This is a genomic window from Alcanivorax sp. 97CO-5 (genome assembly GCF_000524665.1).
Classification (GTDB): Bacteria; Pseudomonadota; Gammaproteobacteria; order Pseudomonadales; family Alcanivoracaceae; genus Alcanivorax; species Alcanivorax borkumensis.
In genome coordinates this window covers 115,222-138,939 of sequence record NZ_KI965906.1, presented here as the reverse complement: position 1 = coordinate 138,939, position 23,718 = coordinate 115,222, and the positions used below count along the sequence as shown (strand labels likewise).

Below are 23,718 nucleotides of genomic sequence, written 5' to 3'. Positions count from 1 at the left end.
TGACGAGGCGGTATTGTGCAGCCGGGTAAAACCCTCGTTATCGTTGCCCTTTTTGTAGGCTGGGCTTGTCGATAATGACTATCAGGCGCTGCACAATCCGGGCATTGTACCCAAGCTGGCGATGAAACTCATGTTGGAGCTATTTTGGCGTCTTATCCGTTCCTTGAACTGACATTTTTCCAAGCGTTGCAGGATTGCGGTGCTGCCTCGCCGCAAACGGGCTGGTCACCCTGCCATGTGGCGCAAGAGCACGGTTGGTTGCCCCTGTATGCACGCTCTCACTCCCAGGGCGAGTATGTATTTGATTTTAATTGGGCTGAGGCTTATCAGCGTCATGGTTTGGCCTATTACCCTAAACTGGTGACCTCGGTACCGTTCACCCCAGTAGTGGGGCCGCGTTGGCGCGGACAGTGGACCGCAGAGACACTTTGGCAAACCGTCAGCGAAAAAATGGAAGAGCAGCAGGCCAGCGGTTGGCATCTGCTGTTTGCGGACCAGGCAAGTCGTGAAGCGTTGGAAGGTTTGCCACTGGTGTCTCGTCAGGCCTGCCATTTTCGCTGGTTCAATGGTGGTTATGCTGATTTCGATGATTTCTTGGCGCGCTTTCAATCACGCAAGCGCAAGAACGTGCGCAAGGAGCGGCGGCAAATTACCGAGCAGGGGATTCATATTGAGCGTCGCCGGGGCGCACAGATTCAGGCGGATGACTGGGCTTTCTTCTACCGGTGTTATGCGAGCACTTACCTCAAGCGGGGGCAAATGCCGTATCTGAACGAGGATTTTTTCTTGGCGATAGCACAGCAGCAAGGTGAGCAGTTGATGCTGGTGTTGGCCTGGGACGGAAATACCCGGGCCCCGATCGCGGCGGCGTTGTATTTCTTTGATGACACTCAGCTCTATGGCCGTTATTGGGGCTGCCTGCAAGAGCGCGATTGTCTGCATTTCGAGCTGTGTTACTACCAGGGAATCGAATTTGCCATTGAGCAGCAGCTACAGGAGTTTGATCCGGGAGTGCAGGGTGAGCACAAAATTCTGCGTGGCTTTGAACCGGTGATTACCTGGTCATTACATCATTTACGCGAGCCAGCGTTTCAACAGGCGATCGCGGATTTCTGCCAAGAGGAAGCGCTGCACGTGCATGGCTACCAGCAGGAGGCTCGCAGTCTGTTACCGTTCCGGCGGGAAGATTGAATGGTTTTGTTTTTCGCGGGTGTCTTAGGTGCCATGATAAGGGCAGATTGTTACTTCTATGAGGTTGTCAGGCGATACATTGTTGACGTTGGTACAGCAATGCCATGGTGACCTTGTCACACAGATCCGCTTCGGGGTGGTCCGGGGATTTCGGTCCCAGTGTATCGGTTACATCTTCCAAATCGCAGTTCTGCGGGTCATCCAGGTCAGCAAAAAACTCCCAAGCGCGGCCACTATGATCCACTAAGGTGCCGGTGTAGACCCCTTCGTCAAACTGGCATACGCAGGAGAAGACGGTCTCGTTCAACGCAAAGCCTTGCGCGCTGATCCAGGCGGAGAAAGCTGGGTTAAGGCTGCCATTACGCACCTGCTCGGTAGCGTGAGCAACAGATTCCCAGGTATTGCGTGTGCTCGCCTTCTTTAATGGCATCGTGTTGCCCTCGCCGCATGGGTGTGATCGTGCGTTAAATTGTGAAAGAGCTCACAGGGCTGTCGATCAGCGGTCGTTTTTTGAATGTGCCCGTATTCTGCACGCTTCATACCATCAAGTGATAAGGATGTTATCTTAAAAATCTGTAAGCCAAGGCGTACATGTGGAATTGGCGCAGTTGATTGCGCAATAGGGAATCAAACTCAAAGGTATTGTGGTACTGCTGCTGTTAGGGCCCTGCCTTGCTGGTATTCCCTATTTCCCAAATGTTGGGCTGCGGAAACTCTTTAGCGATTAAACAGGGGCGGAAGGGGACACTCAAGCAGGGCGGATACCGCGCGCAGCAGTTCTGCTTCCTGCACCTGGACTTTACCATCGGCCAGTACCAGATCCGCCGCAGCATCAATAACAGGCCCCTTGAGCAGCGGAGACAAGTCGGCCAGGCGCTCAATGGCGTTACTGAGCTTGTGGCTGCCACAATGTGTTAGGGGCAGCAAGGTGCGGCCAGCGGGCAGAAGCCCGTGGGTGCTGAGCTGGAATAGAGTACGTGCGTCTTTCTCGTCAGCGCCACTGGCCCAAGTCAGTACCGAGAACAGCAATTGCAGTTCTGCGGCCAGTGCGCCATAGCGGCGGAAGCGGGTGCGGCGATTCTTGCCGGATTGATCCCCGAGTTGCTGGCGGGCTAATCCCACTAGCGCCCATTCGAAAAAGCTGTAACGGTCGTCGACCTCAATCAATGCGGTCAGGTGAGTAAGGATCCGTGCCCGGTCAGTGGCGGGTAGCGGTTTAAGCGCCGGTAATGCTAAGTCAATTAACGGTAGCCGTAGACGGGAACCTTGGGCATGAATTTGCTTGCTTAGCGTGACTAAGGCGGGTCGTTGACCTGTGATATCTAATGCAGCCAACAGCGCTTCAGTGCTGCTATTTGACGCGCTAAGTATCAGGGCGTAGAGCACATTCTCTGCCGATTTGGGCGAGCGAGTTTGGCGTCGAAGATCGTCAGGAATGGTCTCCAACAAGCTACGGGCATAGCCCATATCGGGTTCGCTTACGGTGCCAATACGTTGTGAGGGGGCGGCTGGCGGGTTTTCGTTACGTGTGGGCTTAAGGCTGCCGCCGGCGAAGGCTGAGGCTCCTTGAGGAATCTCGGGGTTGCTGTGTGTGGCGGCGCTAAGGGTATTACGGGCTCGGCTACGGGCACGGGCCACCCAGTCGCTGCCTAGGGCGCGGAGTCGCTCGTCCAGTGGTGGATGGGTACCTAGCAGGTTGCGCCAGCGAAAACGTAACGTTTCGCCGAAACACATATGGCTCATGTCTTCTGCGTGGGGGCTGGTTAAGTGAGAGCCATTGCCGTTGCGAATTTTAATCAGTGCACCGCCAATTCCTGCCGGGTTGCGGGTGAATTGCACGGCAGAGGCATCTGCCAACAGCTCCCGCTGCCGGGAGATGGCCGCTTTAATCAGGCGTCCGAAGAACAGCCCGACATAACCGACAACCATCAATGCCAGCCCGGCAAACACCAGCCCGCCACCGCCTTTGCGGTTAGAAGAAGAGCGGCGTTGGCCGCGAATCAGGTATTCGCCAACTTTTCCTAGTGCGAGAATGCCCGCAAGCACGGCCAGCAGGCGCAAGTTCAGGCGCATGTCGGCATTGAAAATATGGCTGAACTCATGGGCGATAACGCCTTGCAGCTCATCGCGATTGAGCTCGTTAAGTGTGCCCTGCGTCACCACCAGCACGGTTTCCGAGGGGCGGAAGCCTGCTACGAAAGCGTTAATGCCGCTTTCCTTGTCCAGCACATAGAGCTGGGGAGCGGGGATACCCGAGGCAATACTCATTTCCTCGACCACATTGATCAGCTTTTTTTCGCTGATGTCTACGCTATCCATGGGAATGTGGCGGGCACCGAGCATGTCCGCTAGGCCCTTACCACCGTTGCGCAGCTGCCAAAGTTTAATCAGACAGCCGAAGATCATAACCGCCAGGGTGAGGCCGGTAACCCAGTGGACGATGGGGTGTGCAAGCCATTGGTGAGCATGCACGATCTGGACGTTTCCCCAGAACAGCGTCAGCAACAAGGCCAGGTTGACACACACCACGATGGCGATGACCGCGAGGATGAAATACAGAACAAGCAGCCCGGTTTTGCGGCGGGCTCGTTCTTGGTGTTGAAAGAAATCCATGGCGAGGCCGGGTTAGAAACTGACGTTCACGGCCTTGCGTGCCTGCTCGGTCTCAATTTGTAGCAGCTTGGCTTCGCTAAAGCTGCCGAATAATCCGCCGATGAAGTTTTGTGGGAACTGCTCACGGTAGGTGTTGTAGTTCATTACCGCATCGTTGAATGCTTGGCGAGCAAACCCAATACGGTTTTCGGTGCTGCTCAGTTCTTCCATCAGCTGGGCCATGGTGTCGTTAGCCTTGAGATCCGGGTAGTTTTCGCTGAGAGCAAAGAAATTAGCCAGTGAGCCGGAGAGGAAGGATTCTGCTTTGCCCAGTTGAGCCACGGCATTGGCATCGTCCGGGTGTGCAGCGGCGGCTTTTTTGGCGCTAATCGCCTGGTTTCGCGCTTCGATTACCTGGGTTAGCGTTTCTTTTTCATGGCTCATGTAGCCTTTGGCCGTTTCCACCAGGTTGGGGATCAAATCGTGGCGGCGTTGCAGTTGCACGTCAATTTGGGCAAAGCCGTTCTTGAAACGGTTTTTCAGGGCGATAAGTCGGTTGTAGACGGCAATGATGTAAATGATGACGGCAATGATGATGCCGAAAAAAATCAGAGTGCCCATGCGGGTATTCCTTCCCCTGCGATGTTGTTGTTAGCCTATAACCTACTGCAAAAGTCGTAGAGTGGAAAGGCGTTGGCTTTGATTTGCTGCAGACGTTTGCCGTTAAGCTCTTACAGGAAGAAATTAATACTTGATTCCCCATTTTCGATAGAGGAAGCCCATGATCCAAGCTGGGCCGATCATCAGATACTGGATGTCTTCGAAAAACGAGGGTTTTTGGCCCTCAACTTTATGGCCCCAGAATTGGCCAATCCAGGCGAGAATGAAGACCACTAGTGAGAACAGCCAGACGCTAATGCCGGCGGCAGCGATGAGACTGAGGCCGGCCAGACAGAGCAAGCTAAAAGCCAGCATGCCCACAGCAATGGGTATGGATAGGCGGGCGTAGTAGAGTGTGACGAAGACCAGTGCTAAGCATGCCCAGAACCCTGTGAACAGGGGGGCGGGAAGAGCCCAGAGAAAGCCGACGATGGTAAAGAAGATCACCGGCACGCATAGGAAGTGTACTTTCTTGTTGGTAGGGTTTTGGTGGCTTTCGCCATAGGCGTTGAGCCAGTCATTCATGCTGCGGGTTGCCATGTTGTTTTCCCCTAGTTGGTATTCTATGGGGAAGAGTATAGCGCGGCAGGGCGCCGGTGCCTCCTCTGGGCTCCGGCACCTTGGCTTATGTGTGCCTCATGCGCCAAGCCAAGCCGCGACATTGGCGGGCGTCACGGGCAGGTAGTGGTCTACCAGCAGGGCGGTAAACAGGGCGAACAAATAAGTAATCGAATAACCGAAGGTTTTCATTGGAAGTTTCGGGTCTTCGGAAAAACGCAGGCGTACTGCGTGATAGAGAAATACCAAGCCGAGGATCAACGCGCTGAGCAAATAAATCAGGTCGCTCATGCCGGTGAGATAAGGCAGCAGTGTGCAGATAAACAGCAAGATGGTGTAGTAGAGCACCGATTCACGGGTAAACGGGATGCCATGGGTCACCGGTAACATGGGTATATCGGCCTTGGCATATTCATCGCGGCGATGGATGGCCAGCGCCCAGAAGTGTGGTGGGGTCCAAACGAAGATGATGAGCACTAGCAGCCAAGCGTAGGGGTGTGCTTCACCGGTGACGGCGGTCCAGCCCAGTAGCGGCGGGATGGCGCCCGCGATACCCCCAATCACGATGTTTTGCGGTGTAGCGCGTTTGAGATACAGGGTGTAAATAAAGGCATAGCCGACAAAGCCGAACAAGGTCAACCACGCCGTTAGCGGGTTCACCAGAAAGTACAGCATAATCATTGAGGCGGTTGCTAGCAGCACCGCAAAGGTGATGGCGGCTTTGGGGGTCAGCTTTCCGGCAACCAGAGGGCGCTTTTCGGTGCGCTTCATAATGGCGTCAATTTTCTGATCCATAATTTGGTTGATCGCGGCGGAGGCCATCATGGCCAGCGACAGCCCCACAAAGGCAGGGATGAAAGTGGCTAATGGCACCATGCCTGCCGGTTCGGTGGCTAGAAACATGCCCGCCACCGCGGTGACCATAAGCAGCATGACCACGCCGGGTTTAGTGAGGGCGAGATAGTCGCGCCAGTGGGTTCTCTCACTCATGACGGGGCTCCTTTTTGTTGTGATTTGGGTTCGCGTTTGCCGCATTTTATGTTTATGGCACGGATAAATAAGACCAGACTTGCTAACAGTAGCACTGCCACAAAGTTATGGGCGACGGCCACATCCAGTGGCACGGCAAAAATGACATTACTTAGCCCCAGCCCGATCTGCAGGGTGAGAAGGCCGGCAATCACCAGGGCAAAGTTGCGGAAAAATACGCTGCGGGCCCGCAACAGAATTTTCCCTATCAGCAAGAGGGCCAACAGAGTGACGACCAGGGCGCCGAAACGGTGCATCACGTGGATGGTTGTGCGCGCTTCGTTATCCAGAACACCGTACTCATAATCCGGCTTGTCGTGTTCGTGCCCCCAAAAGATAAAAGCTTTCTCGAAATTTAGCCGTTCTTGCCAGCCTTCTTCACACACGGGCAGATCGGTGCAGGCCACGGCTGCATAGTTACTGGCGGTCCAGCCGCCCAGAGCGATCTGTAAAATAACCGCGGCTAGTGTTATTGATGCCAGCGGCTTGAGAGTGAGCACATCGCAGTCGTTCAGAAAGCTTGGCCAGCGAAACACTCGGGCAGTAAGCAGCACCAACAGGGTGAAGGTGGTAAAGCCGCCGAGCAGGTGCAGCATGACGATAGTGGGCTGCAGCCCCATGGTTACCGTCCACATGCCGAGAATGCCCTGAAAGATAACTAATGCCACCAGAAAGAGCGGTAGTTTCAGTGGTTGCTTTTCCCGTTTGCGATTAACGAATGACAGTGCAGCGATGATGATAATGACGAGGCCCAGGGTCGAGGCAAAATAGCGATGCACCATTTCTGGTACGGTTTTGTGCGCTTCGCGCAGGGTCCCGGGCGTGGTTTCGTTGGTGTTGGCCACGTGCTCAATGGCTTTGCGGACGTCCAGATGGCCATAACAGCCTGGCCAGTCCGGGCAGCCCAAGCCGGCATCGGATAGCCGAGTCCAGGCGCCGAGGGTGATCACGCCAGCAGCCAGAAGGACGGCCAGAATACAAAAGCGGCGCAGCCAGCGCTGTGATGCGGTGGGAGTTTGCATAATCAAGGGCCTGCTTAACCGATCAGTGACCCTTTAAGGGTCCGTTTGAGATCGACGCGGATGTTCTCCGCCTCTTCGAGGGTGGCATCCATGTTTTCGTGCGAGGGGTAACGCATGAAGATTTGGCCGTCCGGGCTGACCAAAAAAATATCGCCAATGGGGTGGCTGGGCTCGGGGGCGTATACCGGTGCCAGAGCCCGCTTAACATCAGCAGCAGAGGCATGAATGGAAACCATGCCATCGACTTTATCGGTAAGGAAGGTTTGTAATTCGGTATTGGCGGGAGCGGTATGGAGAATCACCCTGCGTACACGCTGAGTATCTTCCCCTAGCGCGAGTCGTACCTGTTTTACTTGATAATAGAGCCCGTTTTTACAGCGCGTGTCACAACCTTCACCGGCCACATAAAGCAGTGTCCACTGGTTGCTCATATCATCGCGGTCATAGGGCTGCTGTTCGCTATCGGTGGCATGTAGAGCCGCCATATCGATATGCGGGATCAATAGTTGCCCTTTGTTGACCTTCGACAGCTCCGCGGGGTTTATCAGAAAGCGTCCGGCCAAAAAAAACAGGATAAAAGGAGCAATGATTGCCGCTAGGGTGGCAATGTTCTTGGTCCGTGGAGACATTACAATTCCTCTCGCGTCTTGCGTGCTTTACGCCTGTTTCGGAGTGCGGCGGCAACATATATCAGCAGAGCGGCCAGCGCCAGTGCGAACCATTGCAGCGCATAGGCCTTGTGTCGTTCCGGGCCCATTACGGTCACGTCCTGCCAGTGCCGGGGCAGTGGTACATTGTTGCCCAGCGCCAGTTCCGGAGTAACCCGGATTTCAAAGGGCGGTAATTCTACCCCAAGTCGTTCTCCAATAGCGTCAAAATCCACTTTTTGTACGCGCAATGGCCACTGATTGTTGGGCAATGGCATGTCCTTGAGCACAAAAACGTCCCGGGAGGGGCGATAAGCCGTTCCGTGGACGGTTTGGTTTCCCTCAATGGGGACGATCGTTGGTAGTGTGGCGCGGTCGTTTCCTCTCGCTAGCCAACCCCGGTTAATTAATACCCAGCGGCCCTCTCGGGTTTCAAAAGGAGTCAACAGGTGATAACCGGCCACGCCGTTGAGGGTACGGTTATCTAGGAGCACGTTGTGGGCGTTGTCGAAGTGACCGGTGATAGTGATGCGGCGGTGCATAGGGTCAGTATCAGCTAGCAGGGTGGGCAGGTCGGCGGGTGGTAGGGTGGCCCGTTCGTTCTGTTCTGTTAGCCACAGGCGTTTTTCTTCAGCACGTTCCAGCTGCCAAAAGGCCAGTCGCAAGCAGATTGCGGCCACAATAAGGGTCGCTATGAGTGCGACCCAAGGTGCGCGGCGGTAAGAATGAGGCATGGTTGTCTGCCCTCGTGACAGCAGTAGCGCGGCGAAACGGGGATTGCTGTTTTATGTTGTCGCCTTGCTTTGTCGATAGTGTGTGCACAGTCAGGCTAGGCCATTACAATGCCTGCCTGACAATGGCGGCACATTGTACATAGCTGGCCGGGCTTTTCATCTGCCTGCGAGAAAGTCCCCTTTGTGTGCTTATTTAAGCTTTGATGTGTTTAAGGAGATAACGAGTATGTGGTGGGTAAAGCTGATTGTTGTGATTTTGTTGCTTGCGGCAGTGATCTCTCTGGGCCGCGCGCTCATGTCTTTGGTGAAAGGGCAGGGAAAAGAAGGTAAGACCATGCGAGCCCTGGCTTGGCGTGTGGGTTTTTCGGTGACGGTATTTTTGTTTATTTTGCTCAGCATGCATATGGGCTGGGTGCGGCCTCACGATGTGAACCCGACTCTGCGTTACGGTGAGCCGATTCAGCCCAGCGGTCAGCCTTCGCAAAACCCAGGAGAGTAAGGCTGCAGCGAAATGGTGCCGTGAAGCGCTGCTTGCCTTGTAAAAGGCCAGTAAAAAGGCTGCAACCCATGGAACGAAGATAGTCAGGGGGGGCTCGGATACAGTGGGCTCACCTTGAGTGAGTACGAGGAGAAGGGCCAGTAAGGATGGCCAAGGAGCACGGATGCACTTCTCTTTTTATTCAGATTGCGCTCACCCCATTCAGGCTATGGTGGTGGCCAAGGTAAAGAGACGGCAGTGGACTGGATGGCCCCGTTTGCGTTGGTTTTGTTCGCATGATCGCACGGCCTGAACAGGCCATGTTGTTTGCGCGACGCATTCTTACAGGGCTTTCTCTTGTACGCTCCCGTGGCGCGTAACCACCTTTGCAGGGGGGGGGGCGTCGGTTAAACGGTTGATTTTTTTTGCTTCTCCGGGAACCTTTGAATCAGCCTGCGGACTAATTCAGTAGGCAAAATATGTTTTCTCCTCTTAAGTAATATCAGGCAACCCTCGGGGCGCTCGGTCAAGCCGGCGCCCTTCTTTTTTTAGGGGGACTGTGTTTTTCTCCGGGTGTGGGTGCTGGACTCAGTCTTTGGATGGGCTAGGAGGCATGGGGAACGGGGAAACGTTGTTGCTACGCGCTTCACCGCGTGATTCGGTGATTTTGCCTACGCCTTCTTTTTCTACTTCATCAATACGGATCACCGTATGCATGGGGATGTATGACCGCAAAACCCCTGAAAATTCGCTCTTAAGCTTTTCTTCCGATGGATCGACCACTACACCGCTGCGCTCATCGAACAGAAACTCCTCCACCTCGATAAAGCCATGCAGGTCGCTTTGGTATATCTCTGAGGCATAAATTTCGTAGGTTTGTGCTTGGCTCTGGAATATGACGCGGTAGATGGGTCGTCGTTTGGGCATGGTAGAAAGAGACGCTGACTAGGAAAATAGAGCCGAAGTGTAGCATAGAGTGCGACTTTCGTACCTGCTTGAAGGGCTTGATAAACCCGACCTTTCGGCTGGACTTTGGCAATGCGAATGACTAAAGTTGGCGCCCATAAATGCAGTGGGACAATTTGCCACACCTCCGGCAGTTCAATGAAGTTACTATGGCGGCAAATAGCTATTTGATTTTATTGGGTTTTGCCTCCTATGTGACACGCTAAACGGCCGCCCCCTTGGTCGAGTATGTCAATGGGGAAGGTCTGGTGACCGTTTCGCTGCATCAATCCTGAAACTCGCTTTCCAGGCGCCGGTAACGGCAAAGAACAAGCGTGCCTGTAATGGGGTAGCGCTGGGGAAAACAGGGAGCAAACGCATGCAGTCAACTCTGTTCCACCGCGCAGCGGTTGGTCTTACGTCACTGATGATCAGTGGCATGACCTTCGCTAGCGACTGGACCGAACGTTCCGATCTCGACCTGCGACCCGGGGTAACCCAGGCCAGCCAGGACGTTCAAGATCTTCACACCACCGTTCTCTGGATCGTGACCGTTATCGGTCTTATGGTCTGTGGCCTGATTCTGTTCTCGATGATTCGCCACCGTCGATCCAAAAACCCAAATCCTTCCACTTTCCATGAAAACGTGTTTTTCGAAGTGCTGTGGACAGTGATTCCCTTTGTCATCCTGATTGCCATGGCCGTACCGGCCACCCGGGTGCTGGTTCAGCTGGATGACACCGCTGAATCTGAACTGACGGTGAAGGTAACCGGTTATCGCTGGAAGTGGAGCTACGAGTATTTGACGTACGAAGATGACAACGATATCGGAGTCTCTTTCTTCTCTAACCTGGCTACGCCGCCGGAACAGTACAACAACCCGGTTCTTTCCGGTGGCCTGTTTCCTTACGGCACAGCGAAGGAGCTGGTCGGTAAAGAGGCTCCTGAGAAAGACCACAACTACAACTTGGAAGTGGATAACAAACTGCTTATCCCGTCTGGCCAAAAAGTGCGTTTCTTGGTGACTTCTGATGACGTAATCCATTCTTTTTGGGTGCCGGACTTCGGCGGCAAGAAAGATGCAATACCAGGTTTCGTTAACGAGACCTGGGCTTTGGTTCCGGAAGGCAAAGAAGGCACTTACTACGGCCAGTGTGCTGAGTTGTGTGGTAAGAACCACGCCTTTATGCCGATTGCCGTAGAGGTAGTAACCCAGGACGAATTCAAGGCTTGGATTGCTGAAGAGAAAGAAAAAGCCGCTTCTGGGCCCGACCTGACACCGTTTGCTGGTATCGATCAGGCGATGGAAGAAGGTAAGCAAGTTTATGCTGGTGCCTGTGCAATGTGTCACGGTGCTAATGGTGAAGGCGGTATCGGCTTGGCATTTGCTGGTACAGAGTTTGCCACCAATAACGAGCACCTGAACGAGCATATCGACGTGTTGGTGAATGGCCGTGCTGCCATGCCCAGCTTCAAGGCTCAACTGACACCTCGCCAGATTGCGGCGGTGATCACCTATGAGCGTAACGCTTTCGGCAACGATACCGGCGATCTGATTCAGCCCGCCGACGTTAACGACCACGAATAAGGGAGGGGATAGCAATGTCTACTGCAGCTGCAACCCATGATGATCATCACGATCACCACCACGCCCCGACCGGCCTGAAACGTTGGCTGTTCAGCACCAACCACAAAGATATTGGTACCTTGTACCTGTGGTTCAGCTTCGCCATGTTCCTGTCCGGCGGTTTCTTGGCCATGGTGATTCGTGCCGAGCTACTCGAGCCCGGCATGCAGTTCGTGGATCCGGAGTTCTTCAATCAGCTGACCACCGTGCACGGCTTGGCCATGGTATTTGGCGCGGTGATGCCTGCCACTGTTGGCTTAGCTAACTGGATGATTCCCTTGATGATTGGTGCGCCAGATATGGCGCTACCGCGGATGAATAACTGGTCTTTCTGGATTCTGCCTTTCGCTTTCACCATTCTGATTGGTTCAGTGGTGTTGAGTGCGTTCGGTGCCGGCAATCCTAGCGCTCCGAACTTTGGCTGGACCTTCTACGCGCCGTTGTCCACCAAGTACGGGCCGGCGTCCACCGATTTGTTCATTCTGTCGGTTCACATGATGGGTATCTCCTCCATCATGGGTGCTATCAACGTGGTGGTAACGGTCTTCAATATGCGTGCCCCTGGCATGACATTGATGAAGATGCCGCTGTTCGTATGGACTTGGCTAATCACTGCCTTCCTGCTGATCGCGGTCATTCCAGTTCTGGCCGGTGCGGTAACCATGATGCTGACGGACCGTCATTTCGGAACCAGCTTCTTCGATGCTGCCGGTGGTGGTGATCCAGTATTATTCCAGCACGTGTTTTGGTTCTTCGGGCATCCTGAAGTGTACATCATGATCCTGCCGAGCTTCGGTATCGTGTCAGCGATCATTCCGGCGTTTGCTCGCAAGCCGTTGTTCGGTTACGCCTCCATGGTGTACGCCACCGCGTCCATTGCCCTGTTGTCCTTCGTGGTATGGGCCCACCACATGTTCACTGTAGGTATGCCGTTGGCGGGCACCTTATTCTTCATGTACATGACCATGTTGATCTCTGTGCCTACCGGCGTGAAGGTGTTCAACTGGGTGGCCACCATGTGGCGCGGATCTATGACCTTCGAACTGCCAATGAAGTGGGCGATTGCCTTTGTGGTGTTGTTTACCTGCGGCGGTCTGTCCGGTTTGATGCTGGCGATTACCCCGGTAGACTTCCAGTATCATGATACCTATTTCGTGGTGGCGCATTTCCACTACGTATTGGTGACTGGCGCGATCTTCTCCATTTACGCTGCTGCCTATTATTGGCTGCCGAAGTGGTCTGGCATCATGCCTAACAAAACCCTGGGTGAACTACACTTTTGGAACTCCTTGATTTCCGCCAACCTGCTGTTCTTCCCCATGCACTTTGTGGGCTTGGCGGGTATGCCGCGTCGTTACGCTGACTACGCGCTGCAGTTTGCGGACTACAACTTCTGGATTTCCATTGGTGGCTTCTGGTTCGGCTTGTCGCAGCTGTTTTTCTTGGCGGTGGCTGTGCTGTGTGCCCTGAAGAAAGGCGAGAAAGCCCCGGCTAAACCATGGGAAGGTGCGGAAGGTCTGGAATGGGAAGTGCCGTCTCCGGCGCCGTTCCATACCTTTGAGACCCCGCCGGTGGTGAAGTAACAGAAACTGACGGAGGAGCACCATGGGCGACGAGCAGCTCAGTGTTGAACAGCGCAATAAGCGCACGCTGAAAAAGCTGTTGATCTGGGCGGTGGCCATGTTTGGCTTCGCTTTCCTTATGGTGCCCTTTTATAACGTTATCTGTGATGTCACCGGGCTGAATGGAAAAACATCCAGTACTGCTGCCACTCAAGTGCCAGAAAATGTGGTGGCAGACCGCACTGTGACAGTGGAATTTATTACCCAGAAGGGGGGGGGGATCAGTGGAGAGTTCTCTTCTGAGACCAAGCGAGTAAAGGTGCATCCGGGGGAAATTACACTGGTGCATTTTTTTGCAAGCAACCCGACTTCATCGGATATGATTACCCAAAGCATCCCGTCAGTAACACCGGGGGAAGCGGCTCGATACCTGCATAAGACCCAGTGTTTCTGCTTCGATCAGCAGACGCTGCTAGCGGGGGAGCGCAAGGATATGCCGATGATTTTTTATCTGGATCCAGAAATTCCCAGTCACATTAATCAATTCACTCTGTCATACACGATCTTCGATGTGACAGAGCGGGTCGCCGGTAAAAACAACAGCGTGGCTGTGAACTAGAACAGCCGGTTGTAGAGGAGATTTTTTAATGGCTACTGAAAAATACTACGTTCCAGAGAGCAGCCCTTGGCCGTTGACGGCTTCCATAGGTTTGTTCATGACCGCTATCGGCGGTGCGCATTTTATTCAGCAGAGCACCATGGCGGATATGGAGCCTAGCTTCATTGGTAAACCGCTATTCTTCCTAGGCCTGACCTGGTTGCTGGTAGTGATCGCCCTGTGGTGGCGTGACACTATTAAGGAGTCCGTCGGTGGCCTGCACAGCAATCAGTTGGGCGGTTCCTACCGTCAGGGCATGCTGTGGTTTATCTTTTCTGAGGTAATGTTCTTTGCGGCCTTCTTTGGCGCTATGTTCTACACCCGTTGGCTGATCCTGCCTTGGTTGTCTGGGGAAGGCAGCAACGCCATGACCCACGAACTGCTATGGCCGAACTTTCAAGCCATGTGGCCGCTGACTGTGACCCCTGCGGGTGATACCACACAAGCCATGGGCGCATGGGGCTTGCCAGCGATCAACACGGCTATCCTGTTGGTGTCCTCTGTAACCCTGACAATCGCTCACCACGCCTTGTTAGAAGGCAAGCGTGGCACTGTGATTGCCTTCCAGGCGGCTACAGTGATCCTCGGTGTGATCTTCCTGTTCTTGCAGGTGGAAGAATATATTCATGCTTATACCGAGCTCGGATTGACGTTGGATGCGGGTATCTACGGCAGCCTGTTCTTCCTGCTCACTGGGTTCCATGGTGCGCACGTAACCATCGGTACCATCTTCTTATTCGTGACCTTGCTGCGTGTGATCAAGGGCCACTTTGATGAAGAGAATAACTTTGCCTGGGAAGCCGGTGCCTGGTATTGGCACTTTGTGGACGTGGTGTGGTTGTTCTTGTTTATTACGGTGTATTGGTTGTAATCGGCGGCGCTGCACGCGCCACGCGATAAGTAACACGTAAAAAGCCGCGCTTCGAAAGAAGCGCGGCTTTTTTGTTTGAAAGTTTAATGCTGTATTCAGGGCATAGGCGTTTCGGACGACGAGACGGCATTTACCTGAGTGGACCTCAACGAAGCCCGAATACATCAATGATTGTCTGAGTCGCATCAATCACCCGAACCACCTCATTATCGATGATGACGTCGCTGACACCGTCAATATGACGAATGCCGCTGTATGAAGGTAATCGCTCGCTGTTGTAGTAGAGCGTGTCGGGAAGGTATTGGCCTTTCTGCAGTTTCTTTTGCCAACCTGGCGGCAACTCGCCGCCTCGGGCCATTTTCTTCTGCAAGCCAGGAGGCAGGGCGTCAAACTCACGCTGGCTCAAACGTTGACGAAGGACCTCACGCTCGCGAGAGCTGTAGCGATATTCGGAATAATCACGGCGGTTATCCACCAACTGAACATGAGTGCGAGTATCGCGCTGGCCATTCTCCCAAGGCGGGCGAGCTTCGGCAAAAGTGGAAATTGCGCTAAGGCCAAGCAGGGCAGTAAGAGTAAAGACGGAAGCCGTTTTCATATGGGTCCCCTTTGTCGAAAGAGTATGGGTACCAGTATGGCGATGGAATGTGCAAAAAACGCGTAGGGATCATCAAAAACGGTTAAAGCTCAGAAACTGGAAGGCGTCGCAGACGCCAAGTACTCGCCTCTTTACTGGTCTGTCTGCGACAGATTTGAAGCTGTGTTTTACTTATGAATTCGTCATTGGTTAGGCGGCATTAGCCGTTCATTCAGCCATTGGCCAATATCCCGAATTTGCTCTAGGCAGACCATGTGCTCCATAGGATAGCTTTTGTATTGTGGTGAGTAACCCAGCTCACTCAGGGTGGCTGCGGCTCGTTGGCCTAATTGCTCAGGAACCACCGGATCCATGCTGCCGTGGCAAATCATAACCGGCAGTGTGGCGTTGGCATCGCTGGGTATTACCGGCATGGCCATATAGGTGGACAGGGTGAGCAGGCCGGCAAGGGGTTTGGGGTAGCGCAAAGCGGCTTGATAGGCAACGGCGCCACCCTGAGAAAAACCGGCGATGATGATCCGTTTGCTGGGGATGCCTCGGGCGATTTCTCGCTCGATTAGCATCTCCACCGCTCTGGCAGATGCCAGTACTCCTGCCTCGTCAACTTTGCGATCGATATCCATGGCGAGAATATCGTACCAGGCAGGCATGACCATGCCGCCATTGACGGTAACGGGGATTTGCGGTGCGTGAGGAAACACAAACCGTACGGCTAAATCTGCCGGCAGCTGCAGCTCAGGCACAATAGGTTCGAAATCGTGGCCACTGGCACCTAGGCCGTGCAGCCAGATAACGCTGGCGGTGGCTTCTGTGGCGGGTTCGATTTCAACAAAACGTAATAGCTCGCTCATGGTTAATCTCCTCCCGCGACAATGATGCGTACGGCTTCAAGCTGACAACGGGCTTCGCCGAGGCATTTTTCCAGCGCCTGGGTTTGGTCTTCCAGTGCGTCGATTTCTGCGTGCCTTACCGCCGGGTTTTTGGCTTGCAGCGCTTTAAGGCGAGCCAGCTCATGGGCCTGTTTCTCGCGCATTTTTTGCTGGGCAGCGGTGATGATACTTTCTGCCTCCTGACTGGCGCTAATGTCATCGGCTTTGAGCAGTTTTTCCAGCAAGGCCTTTTGGCTGCCGACAATTTTGCGGCTCAGCGGCTTATCCATTTTGTGGCATTGCTGGCTTAAACCGTCGTGACTGATCGCCTGGCTGATATTTTTGCCATTGGCATCAAGAAGGTGACGGATCACCGTGGTGGGTAAAAAGCGATCTGCCTGAAGATGTTTCGGGGCGACAGCATCTACGGTGTAAATAGCTTCGATAAGCAGTGTGCCGGCTTTGATTTTGGGGTTTTTCAGCAGGCTAACAGCCGCTTTACCACGATGCTCAGTGAGCATCATTTCCAAGCTGCCAGTAACCATGGGGTGCTCCCAGGTGAGAAACTGCATGTCGTCCCGTGCCAATGCGGTGGCACGGTTATCGGTCATGGTGACCCCTTCTTCTGGCAGGGAGGGAAAGGCATCACGCATGTGGGGGCCGGGTTTGAGTATCACTGCGGTATCGGAGTGATCTTCCTGTTCGACACCATAACGATCAAAGATGCGTTGCATGAAAGGCAGTGGGCTGTCCTCATCTGCGGCAATCAAATCGGAGATCAGGGTTTCTGCGCGCTCACCATCAAATGAGCTCAGCTCCAGCAGGCGGTCACGCCCGGTTTCAAGCAGTGTGTGTAGCTCGGTGGTAATGGCGCGTGTATCGTCCACCAGTGCTTCGATGGCAGTGTATTCCGGGTCACCGGTAAGCAGAGGCTCTAGTGCGTCGCGGCTCCGCAGGTAAATATCGTGGCCAGCCGGGTTGGTGTGCTCGAACGCGTTCATGCCCTCGTGGTACCAGCGGAACAGTACTTCCTGAGCGTGTTGCTCGAAGTAGGGCACGTGAATCTGGATGTCGTCGGTTTGGCCGATACGGTCCAAGCGGCCGATACGCTGTTCGAGCAGATCAGGGTTTAGGGGTAAATCCAGCAGGACTAGATGATGAGCGAACTGGAAGTTACGGCCTTCAGAGCCGATCTCCGAGCAAATCAGTGCTTGGGCGCCATCAAAGTCGTCGGCAAAGAAAGCGGCGGCCCGGTCGCGTTCGATCAGGTCCATATCTTCATGGAACATGGCCACGTTCATGCCTAGCTTGTAGTTGCAGTGGGCATGCAGGTCGGTGGCGGTATTCTTGCTAGCACAGATCACCAGTACCTTGTCGTGGCGATGCTGTTTAAAAAAGTTTTCCAGCCAAGTGACGCGAGGGTCCAAGGTGCACCAACGATCATCGTGGAACAGGGTTTCCGGGTGCAAATGGCCGTCAATTTCTTCGTCGCTGTCGTATTTGTACTCGTCTGGCAGCGTAAGAGGGATGCCGTGTACGTGACGTGCCGGGAAGCCGGCAATGTTGTGGCGGGTGTTACGGAACATGACGCGGCCGGGGCCTGAGCGATCCAGCAGTTCTGCTTGAATCGCTTCGCGGTTGCTTTCGTCAATGTCCATGTCTGGTAGTAGGGCCACGGCTTCCTGCTTGAGTGCCTCATCCCATTTGGATTCATCGTGCAGTCGGCCGGCCAGCGCTGCCACGTCTTGATAATGGGCTTGTTCTTCCTTGAAAGCCTCTAGGCTGGGGTAGCGTTCCGGGTCGAGCAGGCGTAATCGAGCATAGTGGCTTTCAAGACCGAGCTGTTCCGGGGTAGCGGTAAGCAGCAGTAGGCCTCGGGCTTGCTTGGCAATGGTTTCCACGCGCTGGTAATCGTCGCTGGCCTGTTGTGCTGACCATTCCAGGTGGTGAGCTTCGTCGACCACCAGCAAGTCCCAATCGGCAGCTGCCAGTTGCTCAATGTCGCACTCGCTTAGAAAGTCCGTGCTGCACAAAATCAGCTGTTCACTGAGGAAGGGATTGTCGTCACCGCTGGCCGCTTCGTCAGCGCCGTCGTTCGGGGAGTTTTCCTCTTCAATAATCTGCGCCAGCATGTCTTTGATACTGGTTTCTGGCCGCAGAGCGTTCAGGCGTTCAGCATCAAAAATGGAAAAATGCAGATTGAAACGGCGCACCATTTCCACAAACCATTGGTGGACCAGGGGCGATGGTACGACCACCAGCACTCGTTTGGCACGACCAGTGAGCAACTGTTGATGCAGGATCAGCCCTGCTTCAATAGTTTTTCCCAAGCCGACTTCGTCGGCAAGCAAAACCCGGGGGGCAAAGCGATTAGCCACTTGGTCAGCGATGTATAGCTGATGACCAATCAGATCAATGCGAGGGCCCCGTAGCCCTTTAATGGCAGATTGCTGTTGGCGGCAATGGGCATTGAGTGCATCAATACGCAGCTCGAACCAGCGGTTGGAGGAAAGCTGGTTGGATAACAGGCGGTCTAAGGCTGCGGTCAGTCGTAGGGTATGGCCAAGATTGGTCTCAGGTACCGGCTGGATATCCTCCGGGCTGCCGTCCTTGGGGTGGGCCATGTAGATCTTGAGTCCATTAAGCTCGTTAACGTCGGTGACCACTAGCTCCATTTCATCGGCGGTGCGAATGGTATCGCCGCTGTCAAAGGTGACCCTGGACAAGGGGGCATTGTTCTTTGCGTAGGTGCGTTCTTCCTCTACCGCCGGGTATTCCACGGTGACCAGTCGGTAATCCAATTCCTTGATGATGCCTAGGCCCAGCTCAGTTTCGGATTCGCTCAGCCAGCGCTGGCCGGGAATAAAGTCAGTCATTGTTGCTGCCGGTGATTACTTGGGAGGCGAATTATACGGGTTTGTACGCCCCCCTTCGATGGGTGAATCCGATTTCATGGGCAACGGTACAGCCATGAGCCTAACGATCGACTGATCGGGGGTTTGTTGCCCGTTGGGCGGCGGTATTTATGTTGGCCAATCGAAAACGGGCAAGCAAAATTTGCGGTATGCTCTAGCGACGATTGGATCTCACGGTGATGAGCGAATGGGCGATATTCTGCCGTTCAAGAAACCGCAAAAGAAAACGCCGAATAGAGGCATGTGCCAGCACGGGTTCCACAGGTGGTTGATCTGTAAGGAAAAGCAGTTTGATGTGAAGCAAGGAAAACTGGTGACGGTATACCGTTGTGAGCGCTGCGGAAAAGAAAAAGTGAAGACGCACTAATCGGGTAAATGTGCATGCTTGAAATGCGATCTAGCTGTGAAATATGTCAGTGCACCTTGGCCGCCGATGAGCAAGCGTATATTTGCTCCTACGAATGCACCTTTTGTGTCGATTGCTGCACCATTCATGCTTGCCGATGTCCGAATTATCTAGGGGAATTGGTAAAGCGGCCCCGCCGGCAGAAGGCCAGCAATGACAGCCCTTGAAGAAAGGGCGCTTGCGGGAAGTTTAAGCGTATAACTTGCCGGTGAATGAGTGGCAGCCAGAGAGTGCTAACGGGTTAGAGGTGTGGGTGACGGCGTTAGGGGAGAGGGCGAGTTTCTACCCGCCATTAGCTCAGGTGTTACAGGCGGCGGGTTTCAAAGAAGGTGGCGTTGCTCACTCAAATGCCGGTAGCGCTGAATGGGCTGGGGCGTTCATCAGCGCGCGAGTGCAATCTGTATTGTTGAATGCCAGGACGTTGAGGCCATGCCGAGCAATTCCGCTAGGCCCGCCCTCGGTGCGGCAGGGGAGAACCGCACTGTCGATTGGCATCAACGACACAGATAATAAGGCGTGTTCATAGCCCTCGTTTTGCATTCATTTCCGAGCGCCTACTATCGCGAAAAAATACGTAGGGCATGAATCCAAGCATCCTTGCTATCGCAATAACAGCAACGGTGGCGATATTGTTATGGCCTTTCTGGACAGATCAAGAGGCTGCAGTTTTTCAGAGTCTCTTTAACAGGCTTTCAATCCAGCACCATGATCGCTTGCCCCGCATTGATCTGCTGACCTTCCTGGCGGGAAACAGTGATGACGTTTCCTGAGCCCGGGGCGTAGATTTCGATTTCCATCTTCATGGATTCAAGCACAGCCACCACGTCACCTTTTTGCACGTGGTCGCCTTCGGACACGTTCAGTTTCCAAATGTTGCCTGCTACAGGGGATTCCACTGGAGTGCCATCCACTTCTTCGGCTCCATTGTCTGCCTCTAGATTCTGCTCGGACTGGAAATTGATCTGGCCACTGTCCACCCAGCGTTGCAGTTCTTCATCAAAGGCCTGATTGCGGACGTCGGTGAAGGTGGCAATATCCTGTTGGTTGTCGTCCAGGAACTGCTGGTAAGCACTGAGGCTGAAGGTCGTTTCTTCCACCTTCAGCGGGTAATCCCCCTTGGGGAAATCTCGGCGAATCTGGTTAAGTTCTTGGTGGCTTACCTCGTAAAAGCGAATCTGGTCGAAGAAACGCAGTAGCCAGGGCTGGTTGAATACTCGTGTTTTGCGGTAACGGTTCCACATCTGCAGGGTGCGGCCGACAAACTGATAACCGCCGGGGCCTTCCATGCCGTACACACACAGGTAAGCGCCGCCGATGCCCACGGAGTTTTCTGCCGTCCAGGTACGGGCGGGGTTGTACTTGGTGGTGACCAGACGATGGCGGGGGTCGTAGGGGGTAGCCACTGGCGCACCCAGGTAGACATCACCCAACCCCATCACCACGTAGCTGGCGCTGAACAGAATATTTTTTACAGCATCAATGCTGTCCAGCCCGTTGATGCGACGGATAAATTCCAGATTAGACGGGCACCAGGGGGCATCCTTGCGCACCGACTGGATGTATTTTTCGATGGCTTGATGACAGGCTTGGTCATCCCAGCTTAGCGGGATATGTACGATGCGCGAAGGGACTTTCAGATCATCCTGCTGCTGTAGGGCATGTTCGGCACCGGCTAGGTCTTTGAGCAGTTGCTGGCGAGTAAGAACCTGTGGATTGAAATGGATCTGCAAGGAGCGGATACCGGGCGTCAGTTCAATAATGCCGGGGAGTTTTTGCTGTTCAAGCCACAGCATGAGCGCATGGGCGCGAAATCGGAGGCGCAGATCCAGCACTAGGGGGCCGTATTCCACCAGTAGATAACGGTCTCCAGCGGCGCGGTAAACCACGTCTACGCCGGCTTCTTGTTTGCTAAGGGTATTAAGCACCGGTGTGGTAATGACAGCACTTTTTACCCGTTTAGCCGGCTCAACGAGTGAGGACACGCAGTGGTCTTGTTCGGCGGCAAGTGTATCCGCATCGTCCAGGCTGATGGCTTCAAAACGTAGGGTATCGCCGGCTTTTAGTTGGCCCAGCTTCCAGCGGTCGGCCAGTACCACAGTGGCGGGGCAGACAAAGCCACCCAGTGACGGCCCGTCCGGGCCGAGGATGACCGGCATGTCGCCCGTGAAGTCCACTGTGCCCACTGCATAAGCATTGTCGTGAATGTTGGAAGGGTGCATGCCGGCCTCGCCACCATCACTGCGTGCCCAGTTTGGTTTGGGGCCCACTAGGCGGATACCGGTCCGGCTGGAGTTGTAATGCACTTGCCAGTCCGTGGAGAAAAACATGGCCATGTCGTCGTCGGTAAAAAAGTCCGGGGCGCCATGGGGGCCATAGATCACCCGCAGGGTCCAGGCTTTGCCAAGCTCGGGCTTCAAGCTTGCCGGCACCTCCACGCGGGCTGTTATGCCTGTATCTTCAGAAAAGTGCAGCACATCGCCGGTGCGCAGGGCGCGGCCACCGTGACCACCGAACTGGCCGAGGGTAAAAGTACTGCGTGAGCCCAGATAGGGGGTGCACTGGATGCCGCTGGCAATAGCAAGATAGGCGCGAGCGCCTTCGCCGCTTACTTTGCCCAGTTTTAGCACCTGACCTGGTTGTACCTGGATGACCTGATAAGGGGGGACCGGACGGCTATCCAGAGAGGCCTGCATGTCCGCGCCAGTAAGGGCTATGCGGGTGGCCTGGTTGAATTTCAGCGTTGGGCCGTTAAGCGTGAATTCCAGTCCGGCGGCGGCTTCGTCGTTGCCCAGCAGGCGGTTACCGAGACGGAAGCTGAGGTTGTCAAAAGGTCCTGAAGGGGGCACGCCCACGGGCCAGTAGCCACTCCGGCTAGGGTAATCCTGTACTGTGGTCATGGTGCCGCCGGCCAGTACATCTACGGTAAAAGGTCGGTAACGGAAATCATTGAGGTAGCGGGTGGTCATTCGCCCTTGCGCAAATACCGGGTTGGCCAGAATGGTGCGAACATATTCCCGGTTGGTCTCAATACCTTCCAGGGTGATGCCATCCAGGATCTGCGCCAGTGCGTTCAGTGCGCTATCGCGATCGGCTTGATGAATGATGACCTTGGCTAGCATGGGATCGAACAGGGGAGAAACGGTAAGCCCGGCTTCCACCCAGTGATCAATACGCAATGCTTGCCCATCTGCTTCAGGAAAGGTGACAGCAGTCAGCAGGCCGGCGCTGGGTTGGAAATCCTTGGCCGGGTCCTCGGCATAGATCCGCGCCTGAATGGCGTGACCATTGGGAGTAAAGGGGCCGAGTGAGTTCAGTGCGGGCAGCTCGCCAGCGGCCAGTTTGATCATCCACTCCACCAGATCCACGCCGAAAATCTGTTCGGTGACACCGTGTTCCACCTGCAGGCGGGTATTCACTTCCAGAAAGTAGAAAGTGTTGGTGTCCTGATCGAGAATGAATTCCACTGTGCCGGCATTGCGGTAATGCACCGCTTGCATAAGCGTGCGTGCAGTATCGTGCAGTTCATGGCGAACATGATCGGGCAGGTTGGGGGCCGGTGTTTCTTCCAACACTTTCTGGTGGCGACGCTGGGCGGAACAGTCGCGTTCACCGAGGGTAACGGCTTGGCCTTTGCCATCACCGAATACCTGGACTTCAATGTGACGGGCGCGGGCGATATATTTTTCTATAAAGACGCCATCATTGGAAAAATTGTTGGCGCTGAGGCGGCGCACGCTATCCCAAGCCTTGTCTAGGTTTTCTGCATTGTCACAGATTTGCATGCCGATGCCGCCACCGCCGGCTGTGCTCTTCAGCATGACCGGATAACGGATTTTTTCAGCCGCTTTCAGTGCCGCCTCTTTATCATTCAGCAGGCCGGTACCTGGCAGTAGAGGAACATCGTTTTTTTCTGCCAGGGCACGAGCGGTGTGCTTGAGGCCGAAGGTGTCCATTTGTTCGGGCGTTGGGCCAATAAAGGCAATGCCGCGGGCTTCACAGCCCTTCACAAAGTCCGGGTTTTCACTGAGAAAACCGTAACCGGGGTGCACGGCTTCTACGCCATGTTCTTCCATGAGGGCAAACAGCTTATCCTGATTCAGATAGGTATCCTGGGCATTGCCTTCCCCTAGGCAGAAGGCTTTATCGGCGTAACGTACGTGCAGGGAATCGCGGTCGGCCTCGGCAAAAACCGCTATGGAAGTGATGCCCAGGGATTGGAGGGTACGGGTAACGCGGGTGGCAATGGCACCGCGATTGGCAATCAAAACCTTGTTGAACATGACTTTTTCTCTTGTCGGGCTGTCTCTGGGACAGATGACGGGCCGTCCCGTCTTTATAGCCTTGGCCGCCGGGGTC

The 23,718-nt window shown here is 54.5% G+C and carries 21 protein-coding genes; 8 read left to right on the top strand and 13 right to left on the bottom strand.

Annotation, left to right across the window (positions count from 1 at the left end; all coding sequences use genetic code 11):
• The first annotated feature begins 144 nt into the window (after positions 1-144).
• The gene (locus tag Y017_RS13295; RefSeq protein ID WP_035461358.1) at positions 145-1,191 is read left to right on the top strand and encodes a GNAT family N-acetyltransferase; all 1,047 of its coding nucleotides are present in this window, start codon (positions 145-147) and stop codon (positions 1,189-1,191) included.
• Between the two features lie 67 nt (positions 1,192-1,258).
• Here the strand turns inward: Y017_RS13295 and Y017_RS13290 are convergent, their stop codons facing one another.
• The 8 genes from Y017_RS13290 to Y017_RS13255 all read right to left on the bottom strand — a co-directional run bounded on the left by Y017_RS13290 (position 1,259) and on the right by Y017_RS13255 (position 8,433).
• Complete coding sequence (locus Y017_RS13290) at positions 1,259-1,621, bottom strand: hypothetical protein (protein WP_011589189.1); 363 nt, start codon at positions 1,619-1,621, stop codon at positions 1,259-1,261.
• A gap of 287 nt (positions 1,622-1,908) precedes the next feature.
• Positions 1,909-3,804 carry a M48 family metallopeptidase gene (locus Y017_RS13285; protein ID WP_035461356.1) on the bottom strand — a complete coding sequence of 632 codons (1,896 nt, stop codon included), beginning with the start codon at positions 3,802-3,804 and terminating at the stop codon, positions 1,909-1,911.
• Positions 3,805-3,816: 12 nt separating this feature from the next.
• Positions 3,817-4,404, bottom strand: coding sequence for a LemA family protein (locus Y017_RS13280; protein WP_011589187.1), 588 nt, complete (start codon positions 4,402-4,404; stop codon positions 3,817-3,819).
• 123 nt (positions 4,405-4,527) lie between these two features.
• Positions 4,528-4,983 carry a DUF962 domain-containing protein gene (locus tag Y017_RS13275; protein ID WP_011589186.1) on the bottom strand — a complete coding sequence of 152 codons (456 nt, stop codon included), beginning with the start codon at positions 4,981-4,983 and terminating at the stop codon, positions 4,528-4,530.
• 96 nt (positions 4,984-5,079) lie between these two features.
• The gene (gene cyoE / locus Y017_RS13270; RefSeq protein WP_035461354.1) at positions 5,080-5,991 is read right to left on the bottom strand and encodes a heme o synthase; all 912 of its coding nucleotides are present in this window, start codon (positions 5,989-5,991) and stop codon (positions 5,080-5,082) included.
• Positions 5,988-7,052, bottom strand: coding sequence for a heme A synthase (locus tag Y017_RS13265; protein WP_035461352.1), 1,065 nt, complete (start codon positions 7,050-7,052; stop codon positions 5,988-5,990). The genes cyoE and Y017_RS13265 overlap by 4 nt, the downstream gene beginning before the upstream one ends.
• A gap of 14 nt (positions 7,053-7,066) precedes the next feature.
• A complete protein-coding gene (locus Y017_RS13260; protein ID WP_011589183.1) occupies positions 7,067-7,681 on the bottom strand; it encodes a hypothetical protein in 615 nt (204 codons plus the stop codon).
• Positions 7,681-8,433: an SURF1 family protein gene (locus Y017_RS13255; RefSeq protein ID WP_035461351.1), complete on the bottom strand. Its 753-nt coding sequence runs from the start codon at positions 8,431-8,433 to the stop codon at positions 7,681-7,683. The genes Y017_RS13260 and Y017_RS13255 overlap by 1 nt, the downstream gene beginning before the upstream one ends.
• Positions 8,434-8,659: 226 nt before the next feature.
• Here Y017_RS13255 and Y017_RS13250 point away from each other — a divergent pair, with 226 nt between their 5' ends.
• The gene (locus Y017_RS13250; protein WP_011589181.1) at positions 8,660-8,932 is read left to right on the top strand and encodes a twin transmembrane helix small protein; all 273 of its coding nucleotides are present in this window, start codon (positions 8,660-8,662) and stop codon (positions 8,930-8,932) included.
• Between the two features lie 567 nt (positions 8,933-9,499).
• Here the strand turns inward: Y017_RS13250 and Y017_RS13245 are convergent.
• Positions 9,500-9,838 (bottom strand): DUF1820 family protein, encoded by a 339-nt coding sequence (locus Y017_RS13245; RefSeq protein WP_011589180.1) that lies wholly within the window; start codon positions 9,836-9,838, stop codon positions 9,500-9,502.
• Positions 9,839-10,235: 397 nt separating this feature from the next.
• On the opposite strand from Y017_RS13245, the gene coxB reads away from it, so the two are divergent.
• Genes coxB through Y017_RS13225 form a run of 4 tightly spaced genes read left to right on the top strand, consistent with a single transcriptional unit; the run spans position 10,236 to position 14,574 of the window.
• A complete protein-coding gene (gene coxB, locus Y017_RS13240) occupies positions 10,236-11,444 on the top strand; it encodes a cytochrome c oxidase subunit II (protein ID WP_035461350.1) in 1,209 nt (402 codons plus the stop codon).
• Between the two features lie 14 nt (positions 11,445-11,458).
• The gene (gene ctaD, locus Y017_RS13235; RefSeq protein ID WP_011589178.1) at positions 11,459-13,066 is read left to right on the top strand and encodes a cytochrome c oxidase subunit I; all 1,608 of its coding nucleotides are present in this window, start codon (positions 11,459-11,461) and stop codon (positions 13,064-13,066) included.
• Between the two features lie 22 nt (positions 13,067-13,088).
• The gene (locus tag Y017_RS13230) at positions 13,089-13,664 is read left to right on the top strand and encodes a cytochrome c oxidase assembly protein (protein WP_011589177.1); all 576 of its coding nucleotides are present in this window, start codon (positions 13,089-13,091) and stop codon (positions 13,662-13,664) included.
• Positions 13,665-13,692: 28 nt separating this feature from the next.
• Positions 13,693-14,574: a cytochrome c oxidase subunit 3 gene (locus tag Y017_RS13225; protein ID WP_011589176.1), complete on the top strand. Its 882-nt coding sequence runs from the start codon at positions 13,693-13,695 to the stop codon at positions 14,572-14,574.
• A 145-nt stretch (positions 14,575-14,719) separates the two neighbouring features.
• Here the strand turns inward: Y017_RS13225 and Y017_RS13220 are convergent, their stop codons facing one another.
• The 3 genes from Y017_RS13220 to rapA form a co-directional block, all read right to left on the bottom strand.
• On the bottom strand, positions 14,720-15,172 hold the full coding sequence (locus Y017_RS13220) for a hypothetical protein (RefSeq protein ID WP_011589175.1): 453 nt from the start codon (positions 15,170-15,172) through the stop codon (positions 14,720-14,722).
• 182 nt (positions 15,173-15,354) lie between these two features.
• On the bottom strand, positions 15,355-16,023 hold the full coding sequence (locus tag Y017_RS13215) for an alpha/beta hydrolase (protein WP_011589174.1): 669 nt from the start codon (positions 16,021-16,023) through the stop codon (positions 15,355-15,357).
• Positions 16,024-16,025: 2 nt separating this feature from the next.
• Positions 16,026-18,917, bottom strand: coding sequence for an RNA polymerase-associated protein RapA (gene rapA / locus Y017_RS13210; RefSeq protein ID WP_035461349.1), 2,892 nt, complete (start codon positions 18,915-18,917; stop codon positions 16,026-16,028).
• A gap of 226 nt (positions 18,918-19,143) precedes the next feature.
• Between rapA and Y017_RS13205 the strand changes: the two genes are divergently transcribed.
• Both Y017_RS13205 and Y017_RS15120 read left to right on the top strand, forming a co-directional pair.
• Positions 19,144-19,323 (top strand): hypothetical protein, encoded by a 180-nt coding sequence (locus Y017_RS13205; RefSeq protein ID WP_035461419.1) that lies wholly within the window; start codon positions 19,144-19,146, stop codon positions 19,321-19,323.
• Positions 19,324-19,331: 8 nt separating this feature from the next.
• On the top strand, positions 19,332-19,529 hold the full coding sequence (locus Y017_RS15120; protein ID WP_332370058.1) for a DUF1272 domain-containing protein: 198 nt from the start codon (positions 19,332-19,334) through the stop codon (positions 19,527-19,529).
• 525 nt (positions 19,530-20,054) lie between these two features.
• Here Y017_RS15120 and uca read toward each other — a convergent pair.
• Positions 20,055-23,642 carry an urea carboxylase gene (uca, locus tag Y017_RS13200; protein WP_035461348.1) on the bottom strand — a complete coding sequence of 1,196 codons (3,588 nt, stop codon included), beginning with the start codon at positions 23,640-23,642 and terminating at the stop codon, positions 20,055-20,057.
• Between the last annotated feature and the right edge of the window lie 76 nt (positions 23,643-23,718).

Coding starts and splice junctions, on each gene's coding strand:
- Y017_RS13290 (WP_011589189.1), bottom strand. CDS start 1,621: ATGCCATTAAAGAAGGCGAGCACACGCAATACCTGGGAATCTGTTGCT.
- Y017_RS13285 (WP_035461356.1), bottom strand. CDS start 3,804: ATGGATTTCTTTCAACACCAAGAACGAGCCCGCCGCAAAACCGGGCTG.
- Y017_RS13280 (WP_011589187.1), bottom strand. CDS start 4,404: ATGGGCACTCTGATTTTTTTCGGCATCATCATTGCCGTCATCATTTAC.
- Y017_RS13275 (WP_011589186.1), bottom strand. CDS start 4,983: ATGGCAACCCGCAGCATGAATGACTGGCTCAACGCCTATGGCGAAAGC.
- cyoE (WP_035461354.1), bottom strand. CDS start 5,991: ATGAGTGAGAGAACCCACTGGCGCGACTATCTCGCCCTCACTAAACCC.
- Y017_RS13265 (WP_035461352.1), bottom strand. CDS start 7,052: ATGCAAACTCCCACCGCATCACAGCGCTGGCTGCGCCGCTTTTGTATT.
- Y017_RS13260 (WP_011589183.1), bottom strand. CDS start 7,681: ATGTCTCCACGGACCAAGAACATTGCCACCCTAGCGGCAATCATTGCT.
- Y017_RS13255 (WP_035461351.1), bottom strand. CDS start 8,433: ATGCCTCATTCTTACCGCCGCGCACCTTGGGTCGCACTCATAGCGACC.
- Y017_RS13250 (WP_011589181.1), top strand. CDS start 8,660: ATGTGGTGGGTAAAGCTGATTGTTGTGATTTTGTTGCTTGCGGCAGTG.
- Y017_RS13245 (WP_011589180.1), bottom strand. CDS start 9,838: ATGCCCAAACGACGACCCATCTACCGCGTCATATTCCAGAGCCAAGCA.
- coxB (WP_035461350.1), top strand. CDS start 10,236: ATGCAGTCAACTCTGTTCCACCGCGCAGCGGTTGGTCTTACGTCACTG.
- ctaD (WP_011589178.1), top strand. CDS start 11,459: ATGTCTACTGCAGCTGCAACCCATGATGATCATCACGATCACCACCAC.
- Y017_RS13230 (WP_011589177.1), top strand. CDS start 13,089: ATGGGCGACGAGCAGCTCAGTGTTGAACAGCGCAATAAGCGCACGCTG.
- Y017_RS13225 (WP_011589176.1), top strand. CDS start 13,693: ATGGCTACTGAAAAATACTACGTTCCAGAGAGCAGCCCTTGGCCGTTG.
- Y017_RS13220 (WP_011589175.1), bottom strand. CDS start 15,172: ATGAAAACGGCTTCCGTCTTTACTCTTACTGCCCTGCTTGGCCTTAGC.
- Y017_RS13215 (WP_011589174.1), bottom strand. CDS start 16,023: ATGAGCGAGCTATTACGTTTTGTTGAAATCGAACCCGCCACAGAAGCC.
- rapA (WP_035461349.1), bottom strand. CDS start 18,917: ATGACTGACTTTATTCCCGGCCAGCGCTGGCTGAGCGAATCCGAAACT.
- Y017_RS13205 (WP_035461419.1), top strand. CDS start 19,144: ATGGGCGATATTCTGCCGTTCAAGAAACCGCAAAAGAAAACGCCGAAT.
- Y017_RS15120 (WP_332370058.1), top strand. CDS start 19,332: ATGTGCATGCTTGAAATGCGATCTAGCTGTGAAATATGTCAGTGCACC.
- uca (WP_035461348.1), bottom strand. CDS start 23,642: ATGTTCAACAAGGTTTTGATTGCCAATCGCGGTGCCATTGCCACCCGC.